The organism is Pseudomonas sp. GM80 (assembly GCF_000282515.1).
Lineage (GTDB): Bacteria > Pseudomonadota > Gammaproteobacteria > Pseudomonadales > Pseudomonadaceae > Aquipseudomonas.
Map to the genome: position 1 here is coordinate 1 of NZ_AKJD01000254.1, position 12309 is coordinate 12309.

Sequence of the window (12309 nt, forward strand, 5' to 3'; positions counted from 1 at the left end):
ACCGGCGGGCGTCGAGCCGCTATTTTCTCGGTGAGATTCGCACACCGACCCTGATTATTCAGGCGGCAGACGATCCATTCGTGTTCCCGCACAGTTTGCCCGAGGCTGATGAGCTGTCAGCCTCGACCGCGTTTGAGCTGCAACCACGCGGCGGCCACGTCGGGTTCGTCGATGGCTCGCTGCGTCAGCCCGGTTATTACCTCGAACGCCGCATCCCGCGATGGCTGGCCAGCGTGCCCACATGAGCGATCACGGCGAGTCGATCCATTTCTGGCAAACCGCGCCACTGGCCGGCGTCGAACTGTTGTCGGCACGCTACATCGATCATCGCTTCGCCCCGCATGTACACGACGGTTTTGTGATCGGCATGATCATGGCCGGCGCTCAGCGCTACCGTTATCGCGGCGCCGAGCATCTGGCCGGCAGCGGCACGCTGGTGTTGATCAACCCGGATGAACTGCACACAGGCCACAAAGGCACCGAAGACGGCTGGCTGTATCGGGCGTTCTATCCGGAGACCAGCAAGATTGTTTCGCTGCTCGATGAGCTGGAACTGTCGACGACCAGTCTGCCGGCCTTCGGCGCCACGCTGTATCGCGATCCGGACCTGGTCAGCGGGTTTGCAAAGTTGCACCGTTTACTCGAAAGCCCGGCCACCGCGCTGCAACAGCAAACGGTGTGGCGCGAAATGATGTTGCTGCTGTTGCAGCGCCACGCGGCGGTGCGAGAAGTCGGCAACCCCGGCAAGGAGCACCGCGCAGTGCTTATCGCCAAGGATCTGCTGCACACGCATCTGGCAGCGCCACCGTCGCTGGAAGAGCTGGCGGCGGCGGTCAATCTGTCGCCGTTCCATTTCGCCCGGGTGTTCCGCCGCGCGACCGGCATGCCGCCGCACACCTGGCTGATGCAGCAGCGCATCGCTCAGGCGCGGGCCTTGTTACAGAGTGGCTGCTTGCCGCTGGAAGTCGCGACACAGTTGGGGTTTGCCGATCAGAGCCACTTGAGCCGACAGTTCAAGCAGGCTTATGGCGTCGGACCCGCCGCGTATCGCAGTGCCCGCCTGAAAAGCTAAAAGATCGCAGCCTGCGGCAGCTCCTACAGGGAATGCATTCCAATGTAGGAGCTGCCGAAGGCTGCGATCTTTTGATCTTATTCGCCGGTGGCGATGCCGCGCGCTGGCTCGTTGATCCACTCGCTCCACGACCCGGCATATAACGAACCCAGCGGATAACCCGCCAGGCACAGCGCAAACAGGTTGTGACACGCCGTCACCCCGGAGCCGCAATAAGCCACCAGCTCCGACGGCGAACGCTCACCCAGTTGCGCCGCAAAGCGCTGCTTGAGCTGATCGGCCGGGAGGAATCGCCCGTCGCTGCCAAGGTTGTCGGTGAACGCCGCGCACTGCGCACCGGGAATGTGCCCGGCCACCGGGTCGATCGGTTCCACTTCACCCTTGAAGCGCGGCAAGGCGCGGGCGTCGATCAGCGTCAGCGTCGGCTGGCCCAGGCGCTGTTGCAATTGCTCGGCGCTGAGTAGTAAAGCTTCATCTGGCTGACCATTGAAATCGCCACGGCTGACCGTCGGCGCATCCAGACTCAACGGCAAACCCGTCGCATGCCATGCCTTGAGCCCGCCATCAAGAATGAACACGCCATCGCGCTTGCCCAGCCATGCCAGCAACCACCACGCCCGCGCCGCATAAGCACCGGGGCCGTCGTCATACAAAACCACGTCGCTGTCACTGTTTATGCCCCAGGCTTGCAGGCGCTCGATCAACTCTGCCGGCTCGGGCAGCGGATGACGACCGGTGACGCCCTTGACCACTCTACCGCTGAGGTCGCGCTCAAGGTCCGCAAAGCTCGCCCCGGCAATGTGCCCTTCGGCATAGCTGCGCTGGCCGTAATCCGGATCTTCGAGGGCAAAACGACAATCGAGAATCACCAACCCGGGCTGTTCCTTGCGGGCATCCAGTGTTTGCGGGCTGATCAACTGCGCAATCGGCATAACGGGCTCCTGAGGGATTTCAACAGAACGGTTTATTTCACGTCTTCGAGGGCCTGGGCCAGCGGCACGTAGAACTCGTCGAACAGCGCATTGACCTGATCGCGCGCTTCATCGGTGACAAACCCGGCTTCGAGCACCAGCACCTGATACACGCCGCGTTTAACTGCCTGCTCGCTGAGGTGGTTGGAGTTTTCGCGGGTGGTGCACAGAAAGCGTACCCACGACGTCAGGATGATCCAGGCGTTGAGCGTCAGCGATTCGATCTGCACGCGGTCCATCTTGAGGATTCCGGCGGCGACAAACCCTTCGTAGATCGCCGCGCCCTGAATCACGCAACGCTGCGAGAAGCGCCGATAACGGGCGGCCAGTTCCGCATCGCTGTCGAGCAGATGCTCAAGATCGCGATGCAGGAAACGGTAACGCCACATCGCCGAGAGCAGCTCCTTGAGATAGAAGCGCTTGTCTTCCACCGTCGCGCCACGCCCCTGCGGCGGGCGCAGAAAGCTGTCGACCAAGGCTTCGTACTCACTGAACAACACGGCGATGATCGCCTGCTTGTTGGGGAAGTGGTAGTACAGGTTGCCCGGAGAAATCTCCATGTGCGCGGCAATATGGTTGGTGCTGATGCTGCGCTCGCCCTGTTGATTGAACAGCTCAAGGCTGTTCTGCACGATGCGCTCGCTGGTTTTTATTCGTGGGGCCATGGCTTGAGCTTTAATTCAGAGTGCGGTGAGGGGCATCTTACGACCTATCCGGAAATGGATAAAACAAAGCTGCACACGGAAGTCATTTGACTTTATAGAGCATAGACTCTAAAAAGTTCATCACTACAATAAATCCGGAGCCTACGATGACTGCCGATATTGCCTACCTGCAAACGCTGCAACAGCCTCTCGAAGAGCTCAACCGTTTGTTTGCCGGGCAACGCGTTGCGTACGCCGCCAACCCGATGCCACCTGCGACCCAGCGCCAGCAATGGCTGAAGACGTTGCGCGATCTGCTGAGCAGCGAGCGCCAGGCCTTGATCGACGCCATCAGCACGGATTTCAGCCATCGCAGCGCCGACGAAACCCTGCTAGCCGAACTGATGCCGAGCCTGCACGGCATTCATTACGCCAGTCGCCGACTCAGGGGCTGGATGAAACCATCGCGGCGCCACGTCGGCATGGCGTTCCAGCCTGCTGCGGCGAAGGTCATCTACCAGCCGCTGGGCGTCATTGGCGTGATCGTCCCGTGGAATTACCCGTTGTACCTGGCCATCGGCCCGCTGGTCGGCGCACTCGCGGCGGGTAACCGGGTGATGCTCAAACTCAGCGAATCGACCCCGGCCACCGGGCTGTTGTTCAAGGAACTGCTCGCGCGGGTGTTTCCCGAAGACCTGGTCTGCGTGGTGCTCGGTGAGGCTGATGTCGGCGTCGCGTTCTCGCGCCTGCCCTTTGATCATCTGCTGTTCACCGGTTCCACCAGCGTCGGCAAGCATGTGATGCGCGCGGCTGCCGAGAACCTCACGCCCGTCACTTTGGAGCTGGGCGGCAAGTCGCCGGCCATCGTCTCCCACGACGTGCCACTGAAGGATGCTGCCGAGCGCATCGCCTTCGGCAAAACCCTGAATGCCGGGCAAACCTGCGTCGCCCCCGACTACGTATTGGTGCCGGAAGACCGCGTCGGCGGCTTCGTCGAAGCCTATCGCCAAGCGGTGCAGAGCTTCTATCCAACCCTCGCCGATAACCCGGACTACACGGCGATCATCAACGAACGTCAGTTGGCGCGACTCAATGGCTACGTCAGCGATGCCACCAGCAAGGGCGCGCTGCTGATTCCATTGTTCGAACAGGGCCAGGGCCGGCGCATGCCGCACAGTGTGCTGTTGAATGTCAGCGACGAAATGACCGTGATGCAGGACGAAATCTTCGGCCCGTTGCTGCCGATCGTGCCGTATCGGGACTTGGAGCAGGCATTCGCTTACATCAATCAGCGCCCGCGACCTCTGGCTCTTTACTACTTCGGCTACGACAAACGCGAACAAAACCGCGTGCTGCACGAAACCCACTCGGGCGGCGTGTGCCTGAACGACACGCTGCTGCATGTCGCACAGGACGATATGCCGTTTGGCGGCATCGGCCCATCCGGCATGGGCCATTACCACGGGCATGAAGGTTTCCTGACGTTCAGCAAGGCCAAAGGCGTATTGATCAAACAGCGCTTCAACGCGGCCAAATTGATCTACCCGCCGTACGGCAAATCGATTCAGAAACTGATCCAGAAGCTGTTTATTCGCTAACGTTCGTCACCGCCGGGTAATAACAACAATGCACCCAAGCCTGACCGAAACACCTGCGCTGTCACGCCGTGGCTTGCTGAAATTCAGCCTCGGCGCCACGGCGTTCCTCGCCACCGCCGGCCTTGGCGCCAGCCTCAGTGGTTGTTCCTCCAGCATCGCGGCCAACGGCTTCATCAGCTTGCGCGACGGCGATCTGTTGTTTCTGCGCGCGCTGATTCCGGTGATGCTCGACGGCGCCGTGGCCGCCGAGAAAATGCCCGGTGCTGTCGACGGCACGCTCAAGTCGCTGGACTACAGCCTCGATCACCTGTCGCCGGAAATGCTCAAACTCACCCGGCAACTGTTCGATGTGCTGGGCATGGCCGTGACGCGCGGGCCGCTCACCGGGATCTGGGGCAGCTGGGAAAATGCCAGTGCCGAGGCGATGCGGCATTTCCTTGAGCGCTGGGAGAACAGTTCATTGAGTCTGTTGCGCATGGGGCATAGCTCGTTGCAGCAGATGGTGATGATGGCTTGGTACACCCGCGCCGAATCCTGGGCGCATTGCGGTTATCCCGGCCCGCCTACCGTTTGAGACCGTGTAGCGCCCATCGCGAGCAAGCTCACTCCCACAAGGGATTGCATTCCAAATGTAGGAGTGAGCCTGCTCGCGATGAGGCCCGCCAAAACAACAAAAACAAGAGAACCCGACCGATGCCCGTACCCGACCCGTTCCGCGAAGGCCTCGCCCGAGGCTGGAAAGCCTACAACGGCGCACAACTGAGCGACGACCTGACCCTGGAAGCCGACGTCGCGATCATCGGCAGCGGTGCCGGTGGCGGCACCACCGCGGAAATCCTCAGCGCCGCCGGTTACAAAGTCCTGCTGATCGAAGAAGGCCCGCTGAAAACCAGTTCCGACTTCAAAATGCTCGAAGATCAGGCTTACAGCAGCCTTTATCAGGAAGGCATCGGCCGCATGAGCAAGGACGGCGCGATCACTATCCTGCAGGGTCGCGCGGTCGGCGGCACGACGTTGATCAACTGGACATCGAGCTTTCGCACGCCCGAACCGACCCTCGAACACTGGGCCCGGGAACATAACGTCAAGGGCCACAGCGTCGCCGAGATGGCGCCGTGGTTCGAGAAAATGGAACAGCGCCTCGGCGTCGCGCCGTGGCTGGTGCCGCCCAACGCCAACAACGACGTGATCCGCAAAGGCTGCGAGCAACTCGGCTACAGCTGGCACGTGATCCCGCGCAACGTACGCGGCTGCTGGAATCTGGGCTACTGCGGCATGGGCTGTCCGACCAACGCCAAGCAATCGATGATGGTCACTACCATTCCCGCGACATTGGAAAAGGGCGGTGAACTGCTCTATCTGGCCCGCGCCGACAAACTGCTGATCAACGGCGACAAAGTCACCGGCCTGCACTGCGTGGCGATGGACGAGCGCTGCGTCGAACCGACCGGGCGCACCATCACCGTCAAGGCGCGGCATTACGTGCTGGCTGGCGGCGGCATCAACAGCCCGGCGTTGCTACTGCGCTCGGACGCGCCGGATCCACACAAGAATGTCGGCAAGCGTACATTTCTGCATCCGGTGAACATGTCCGCCGCGCGCTTCGATGAGGTGGTCAATCCGTTCTACGGAGCGCCGCAGTCGATCTACTCCGACCATTTTCAGTGGAAGGACGGCACCACCGGGCCGATGGCGTTCAAACTCGAAGTGCCGCCGCTGCACCCGGCGCTGGCGGCAACGCTGCTCGGCGGTTTCGGCCAGGAGAACGCGCAGCACATGGCTGATCTGCCGCACACCCACGCCATGCTCGCCTTGCTGCGTGACGGTTTTCACCCGGACAGCAGCGGCGGCGCCGTGGAATTACGCGGTGACGGCTCGCCGGTGCTCGACTACCAGGTGTCGCCGTACGCTTGGGAAGGTTTGCGCAAAGCCTTTCACGTCATGGCGGAAATCCAGTTCGCCGGCGGCGCGAAATCGGTGATGCCGATGCACGCCGACGCCCGTTACGTGAACAGCCTGGCCGAAGCGCGCACGCTGATCGATGGCCTGAGCCTTGAGCTGTACCGCACGCGCCTGGGCAGCGCCCACGTCATGGGTGGCTGCGCGATGGGTGAAGACCCGAAAACCGCCGTCACCGACAGCCTCGGCCGTCATCATCAACTGGCTAATCTGTCGATTCACGATGGCTCGCTCTTCCCCACCAGCATTGGCGCCAACCCGCAGCTGTCGGTGTACGGCCTGACCGCGCAACTGGCGACGGCCCTCGCCGAGCGGCTGAAAAATCCATGAAAAAGCGGATAATTGCCCTCGTCTATAGTGCTTTCTTACCCAACAGGCGACTTGGCCGACCGGGACGGCTGCGATACCATCCGACTCCCCAACGGACTCCCGCCAGGACGACGCGATGAACCGAGTGTTGTACCCAGGTACCTTCGACCCTATTACCAAGGGCCATGGCGATCTGGTCGAACGCGCCTCGCGCCTGTTCGATCACGTGATTATTGCGGTCGCTGCCAGCCCGAAGAAAAACCCGCTGTTCCCGCTGGAACAACGGGTTGAACTGGCTCGCGAGGTCACCAGCCACCTGCCGAACGTGGAAGTGGTCGGTTTCTCGACGCTGCTTGCGCATTTCGCCAAAGAGCAGAACGCCAACGTGTTCCTGCGTGGTTTGCGCGCGGTGTCGGACTTCGAATACGAATTCCAGCTGGCCAACATGAATCGCCAGTTGGCGCCGGATGTCGAGAGCCTGTTTCTCACCCCGTCCGAGCGTTATTCGTTCATTTCGTCGACGCTGGTGCGGGAAATTGCCGCGCTGGGCGGCGATATCAGCAAGTTCGTCCACCCCGCCGTGGCCGACGCCCTGACCCTACGCTTCAAAAAGTAGGCGCTGCCGCAGGCTGCGATCTTTGTTTTTTGATCGCAGCTATCAGTGCCCTTGATCGCACCCGCGTGCACTGCGCTCGCCAATGCGGCACAATTGCGCGCATTGATTTATAGCGCCCGGGCCTGCCGCCCCGGCTGGAGTTAGCATGTCCCTGATCATCACCGACGATTGCATCAACTGCGACGTCTGCGAACCCGAGTGCCCGAACGCCGCCATCTCCCAAGGCGAAGAGATCTACGTGATCGACCCGAACCTGTGCACCCAGTGTGTCGGCCACTACGACGAACCGCAGTGCCAACAGGTCTGCCCGGTGGATTGCATTCCGCTGGACGAGGCGCATCCGGAGACTGAAGAACAGTTGATGGAAAAGTATCGGCTGATCACCGGCAAGGCCTGAATCGCTAAAAAGATCGCAGCCTGCGGCAGCTCCTACACAGATCTCATGTAGGAGCTGCCGCAGGCTGCGATCTTTTCACTCGCGCTGCTCAAACCCCTCTCCCGTACACCCCAGGCACCGCACAAACGCCGCCCTCGCCGGATCCACCACCAACGCCTGCCCCGCATCGCCCACCCCGCCACCCAACGCGGTAAACGGCAACGACACGACAAACACCCCCGCACCAATCACTGTCGCCACCACCAATAAAGGTCGGGCAATCAGCAAGTCGCCGATCATCGCGTAGGCCGGGGGATTCTGGATGGTGTAGCGCGGATCACCGCTGCCGCTCTGCGTGGCCTGAACGGCCAGACTGGTACACAGCAGCAGGGTGACAAACAGGACTTGCAAGGATTTCATGGCACGATCCTTCGGGCTGAACAGTGAGACAACTCACTATAGACCGTAGGACTGTTTCAGCCGTTTGCCTCAGCTCTGACAGCGCGGGCAGAACACACTGGCGCGCTGGCCCAGTTTCACCTCACGCAAACCGGTGCCACAGACCTTGCAGTGTTCGTTTCCACGGCCATAAACATACAGCTCCTGCTGGAAATAGCCTGGCTGGCCGTCGCCGCCGATGAAGTCACGCAACGTGGTGCCGCCGCGCTCGATGGCAGCAGCAAGGATGCGTTTGATCTCGATCGCCAACTTCAGATAACGCGCGCGGGAAATGCCGCCGGCCTCGCGACGCGGGTCAATCCCGGCAGCGAACAGCGCTTCGGTCGCGTAAATATTGCCGACGCCCACCACCACCGCGTTGTCCATGATGAACGGCTTGACCGCCATCGACCGCCCGCGCGACAGCTGGAACAGCCGCTCGCCGTCGAACAGATCGGTCAACGGCTCCGGCCCGAGACGAATCAGCAGCTCATGATTGAGCGGATCGTTACTCCAGAGCATCGCACCGAACCGGCGCGGATCGGTGTAGCGCAGCGCCAGCCCCGATTCCAGCTCGATATCGACATGCTCATGCTTCAACGCCGGCAGGCCGACTTCGACCAGACGCAAATTCCCGGACATGCCCAAATGGCTGATCAACGTGCCGACTTCGGCGTTGATCAGCAGATACTTGGCCCGCCGTTCGACCAGCACGATACGCTGCCCCGACAGGCGCACATCGAGGTCTTCCGGGATCGGCCAGCGCAAGCGCCGATCACGCACGATCACCCGGCTGACGCGCTGGCCTTCCAGATGCGGGGCAATGCCGCGGCGGGTGGTTTCGACTTCCGGCAATTCAGGCATGGTGTTCTCGAATCAATGCGCGCCGAGGTCGCGGATCGTTTGTTTGAGGGATTCGAAGTCGTAATCCGACAGCCCTACGTAATCGAGTACCAGCGGCCCGACCGCGTTCCATTCGAAATCTTCGGTCTGATTGCCCAGCACGCGATAAGAGGCGCAAATGTGCTCGGCCATCTTCAGGATCGCCAGCAGGTTTTTCAGCTGGCTGTTGCGCGACGATTCATCGCTGAAAATCGCCAAGGCATTGTGGTGATTGGCGATGGCAGCGCTGACGTGTTCCGGCAGACGCCACGACTTGGCGGTGTAATAACCGACCACGGCATGGTTGGTGTTGAACTCGCTGTTTTCAGTGTCGACCACGCGGCATTCCGGGCTGGCGTTGGCGTAAGCCTTTTCCAGCACCGTCATGTAATTGGGGAAGCGCTGCAACATCAGCGGCACGCCGCAATCGTGGAACAGGCCCAAGGCATAAGCCTCGTCACCGGCCTGGGTGCCAACGCGTTTGGCCAGGGTCAGGCACGTCATCGCCACATCCTGGGCGGTGTCCCAGAAACGGTTGAGGGTGACGATGGTGTCGTCGTTCATCTCGCCCTTGATCGACTGCGCATTAATCAGGTTGATGATCGAACGGCTGCCCAACAGGTTCACCGCACGCTGGATCGAGGTGATCTTGTTGCTCAAGCCGTAATACGGCGAGTTGACGATTTTCAGCAGCGAGCCGGACAGGCCAGGGTCCTGCGCGATCAGCTTGGCGATCACCTCCAGGTCCGGGTCGGGCATGTACTGCTCCATTTGCAGATCCACCATGATCTGCGGTTGCGCGGGCACACTGATGCCTTGCAGCGATTGTTGAATCTGTTCGGTGGTCAGCTCTTGGGACATAAGTACACACTCTGGGACAGGCGGCGATTCTAACCGCTGAAACTGGACGGGGACACACCAATGGGCACATCGGAGGAACTTTCATTCAAGCTCAGGCTTCGGATTTCGTAAGGCCCGACGGACAATTTCTGTCCGGTGCGGCAACAAATCCCCACAGACTCAGGAGCTTATCGATGGCCACCTCCCTCAACGGCAAGCGCGTCGCTTTTTTGGTAACCGATGGTTTCGAACAGGTTGAATTGACAGGTCCCAAGCAGGCGCTGGAGCAGGCTGGCGCGCAGGTCGACATCCTTTCGGCCGAGGCCGGCAAGGTCAAAGGCTGGAATCACGACAAACCGGCGGACGACTTCACCGTCGACCAGACGTTCCAGGCGGCGAGTATCGAGCAGTACGACGCCGTGGTGCTGCCGGGCGGCGTGCAGAACTCCGACACTATTCGTATCGATCAGGATGCCCAGCATCTGGTCAAGACCGGCGCCTCGGCCGGCAAACCGATCGCAGTGATCTGTCATGGCAGCTGGCTGTTGATTTCCGCCGGGCTGGTCAATGGCAAAACCATGACCAGCTATAAAACCGTCAAGGATGATCTGGTGAACGCTGGCGTGCACTGGGTGGACAAAGAAGTGGTCAAGGACGGCAACCTGATCAGCAGCCGGCAGCCGGATGATATTCCGGCGTTCAGCAAAGAGTTGATCGATACACTGTCTGCCTAGCTTTCAAGGCAGTCTTCGCGAGCAAGCCCACTTCCACAGGGGAATGCTTTTCTCCTTTCACACTGATCTATTGTGGCGAGGGGATTTATCCCCGTTCGGCTGCGCAGCAGTCGCAAAACCTGACAGCGCGGTGTATCAGACATACCGTGTCAGATGGCCTTGGGACGGCTGCGCCGTCCAACGGGGATAAATCCCCTCGCCACAGATAAATCCTCTAGCTACAGGTAAATCCCCTAGCCACAGATAAGTCCCCTGGCCACAGGCAAATCCCCCCACATTGGGAACGCACCACATGTCCATTTGCCGGCCAATCAGCCGGCCTGACGCGCTATACTCCCGCTCTTTTTTCCGGAGCGACGTCATGTCCCTGCCTAGCCTGCGCCTCAAAGCCAATGCCGACCGTCGCCTGCGCAACGGCCACTTGTGGGTCTACAGCAACGAAATCGATGTGGCCGCCACCCCATTGCACGGCTTCAAGGCCGGCGATCAGGCGATCCTCGAAGCCGCCGGCGGCAAAACCCTGGGCATCGTAGCGATGAGCCCGAACAACCTGATCTGCGCCCGTCTGGTGTCCCGCGACATCAAGCTGCAACTGGACAAATCGCTGCTGGTACATCGCCTCAACGTGGCCCTGTCGCTGCGCGATCGCCTGTTCGACAAGCCGTTCTATCGTCTGGTCTACGGTGATTCCGACCTGTTGCCAGGCCTGGTGGTTGACCGTTTCGGCGACATCCTCGTCGTGCAGATCGCCTCGGCGACCATGGAAGCGCACAAAGACGACGTGATCGCGGCGCTGACCCAAGTGCTCAAGCCAAGCGGCATCCTGTTCAAGAACGACTCCGCTGCGCGTGATGCCGAAGGCCTCAACCGCTACGTCGAAACCGTGTTCGGCCTGGTGCCGGAGTGGGTGGCGCTGGAAGAGAACGGCGTGAAATTCGAAGCCCCGGTCATCCAGGGTCAGAAAACCGGCTGGTTCTACGACCACCGCATGAACCGCGCGCGCCTGGCGCCGTACGCCAAAGGCAAACGCGTTCTCGACCTTTATAGCTACATCGGTGGTTGGGGCGTGCAGGCTGCCGCTTTCGGCGCCAGTGAAGTGTTCTGCGTCGATGCGTCGGCCTTCGCCCTCGACGGCGTTGAGCGCAACGCTGCGTTGAACGGTTTCGCCGACAAGATGACCTGCATCGAAGGCGACGTCTTCGAAGCGCTGAAAGAGCTGAAAGCCAGCGAAGAGCGTTTCGACGTGATCGTTGCCGATCCGCCGGCGTTCATCAAACGCAAGAAAGACATGAAGAACGGCGAAGGCGCCTACCGTCGTCTGAACGAGCAAGCCATGCGCCTGCTCAACAAGGACGGCATCCTGGTCAGCGCTTCGTGCTCGATGCACCTGCCGGAAGACGATCTGCAGAACATCCTGCTGACCAGCGCCCGTCACCTGGATCGCAACATCCAGATGCTCGAACGCGGCGGTCAGGGCCCGGATCACCCGGTGCACCCGGCGATCCCCGAAACGCGCTACATCAAGAGCATCACCTGCCGCCTGCTGCCTAACAGCTGATAGCCGAGCAAAAGCGGGGAGCCCAAGGGCTCCCCGCTTGTTTTCGGGCGGTGCAAGGCCGTCGATTGCCATTCAGTTTTTTCTTTTCCTACAACTAACTTCCTGGCAGCGTGCAGGAAATTTCTCTGCGTCTTTAAAACAGTGGAAAACAACTTACAAGCACAGGCCTGAAGCAAGGTTTGCTCCGACAAATTTACGGAATCTTCCTACTTAATCTCCGCTTGCCATTAATCAATTACAAACTATGATTAAGTTGTCACCACGAGGTGGCATTCAATCTCGATGAACAAGGAGTTCATACTATGAAAGCAA

General features: G+C 60.5%; 14 protein-coding genes. 9 read left to right on the forward strand and 5 right to left on the reverse strand.

Annotated elements, in window-relative coordinates; all coding sequences use genetic code 11:
• Positions 1 to 245: alpha/beta fold hydrolase (locus tag PMI37_RS29515; protein WP_008088388.1), on the forward strand; the 245-nt coding region annotated here is incomplete at its 5' end.
• Positions 242 to 1072 carry an AraC family transcriptional regulator gene (locus tag PMI37_RS29520; protein ID WP_008088390.1) on the forward strand — a complete coding sequence of 277 codons (831 nt, stop codon included), beginning with the start codon at positions 242 to 244 and terminating at the stop codon, positions 1070 to 1072. The genes PMI37_RS29515 and PMI37_RS29520, both read left to right, overlap by 4 nt.
• Positions 1073 to 1149: 77 nt before the next feature.
• On the opposite strand, the gene PMI37_RS29525 is transcribed toward PMI37_RS29520, so the two are convergent.
• Positions 1150 to 2004 (reverse strand): sulfurtransferase, encoded by an 855-nt coding sequence (locus tag PMI37_RS29525; RefSeq protein WP_008088391.1) that lies wholly within the window; start codon positions 2002 to 2004, stop codon positions 1150 to 1152.
• 32 nt (positions 2005 to 2036) lie between these two features.
• Positions 2037 to 2708: a TetR/AcrR family transcriptional regulator gene (locus PMI37_RS29530; RefSeq protein WP_008088393.1), complete on the reverse strand. Its 672-nt coding sequence runs from the start codon at positions 2706 to 2708 to the stop codon at positions 2037 to 2039.
• Between the two features lie 146 nt (positions 2709 to 2854).
• Between PMI37_RS29530 and PMI37_RS29535 the strand changes: the two genes are divergently transcribed.
• The 5 genes from PMI37_RS29535 (at position 2855) to PMI37_RS29555 (ending at position 7566) form a co-directional block, all read left to right on the forward strand.
• A complete protein-coding gene (locus PMI37_RS29535; protein WP_008088396.1) occupies positions 2855 to 4285 on the forward strand; it encodes a coniferyl aldehyde dehydrogenase in 1431 nt (476 codons plus the stop codon).
• Positions 4286 to 4313: 28 nt separating this feature from the next.
• A complete protein-coding gene (locus tag PMI37_RS29540) occupies positions 4314 to 4859 on the forward strand; it encodes a hypothetical protein (protein ID WP_008088398.1) in 546 nt (181 codons plus the stop codon).
• Between the two features lie 119 nt (positions 4860 to 4978).
• A complete protein-coding gene (locus PMI37_RS29545) occupies positions 4979 to 6574 on the forward strand; it encodes a GMC family oxidoreductase (protein ID WP_008088400.1) in 1596 nt (531 codons plus the stop codon).
• Between the two features lie 115 nt (positions 6575 to 6689).
• A complete protein-coding gene (coaD, locus tag PMI37_RS29550) occupies positions 6690 to 7169 on the forward strand; it encodes a pantetheine-phosphate adenylyltransferase (protein ID WP_008088403.1) in 480 nt (159 codons plus the stop codon).
• A 145-nt stretch (positions 7170 to 7314) separates the two neighbouring features.
• Complete coding sequence (locus PMI37_RS29555) at positions 7315 to 7566, forward strand: YfhL family 4Fe-4S dicluster ferredoxin (protein ID WP_003213796.1); 252 nt, start codon at positions 7315 to 7317, stop codon at positions 7564 to 7566.
• A gap of 75 nt (positions 7567 to 7641) precedes the next feature.
• Here PMI37_RS29555 and PMI37_RS29560 read toward each other — a convergent pair whose 3' ends face one another.
• From PMI37_RS29560 to PMI37_RS29570, 3 genes are all read right to left on the reverse strand, one after another.
• Positions 7642 to 7965, reverse strand: coding sequence for a hypothetical protein (locus PMI37_RS29560; RefSeq protein ID WP_008088407.1), 324 nt, complete (start codon positions 7963 to 7965; stop codon positions 7642 to 7644).
• Between the two features lie 69 nt (positions 7966 to 8034).
• The gene (gene mutM / locus PMI37_RS29565) at positions 8035 to 8847 is read right to left on the reverse strand and encodes a bifunctional DNA-formamidopyrimidine glycosylase/DNA-(apurinic or apyrimidinic site) lyase (protein ID WP_008088409.1); all 813 of its coding nucleotides are present in this window, start codon (positions 8845 to 8847) and stop codon (positions 8035 to 8037) included.
• A gap of 12 nt (positions 8848 to 8859) precedes the next feature.
• Positions 8860 to 9672 carry an HDOD domain-containing protein gene (locus PMI37_RS29570; protein ID WP_177323348.1) on the reverse strand — a complete coding sequence of 271 codons (813 nt, stop codon included), beginning with the start codon at positions 9670 to 9672 and terminating at the stop codon, positions 8860 to 8862.
• 227 nt (positions 9673 to 9899) lie between these two features.
• On the opposite strand from PMI37_RS29570, the gene PMI37_RS29575 reads away from it, so the two are divergent.
• Both PMI37_RS29575 and PMI37_RS29580 read left to right on the forward strand, forming a co-directional pair.
• Positions 9900 to 10439 (forward strand): type 1 glutamine amidotransferase domain-containing protein, encoded by a 540-nt coding sequence (locus tag PMI37_RS29575; protein ID WP_008088413.1) that lies wholly within the window; start codon positions 9900 to 9902, stop codon positions 10437 to 10439.
• Positions 10440 to 10800: 361 nt separating this feature from the next.
• Entirely contained in the window at positions 10801 to 11997 is a 1197-nt protein-coding gene (locus PMI37_RS29580; RefSeq protein WP_008088415.1) for a class I SAM-dependent rRNA methyltransferase, read from the forward strand.
• The last annotated feature ends 312 nt before the right edge of the window (positions 11998 to 12309 follow it).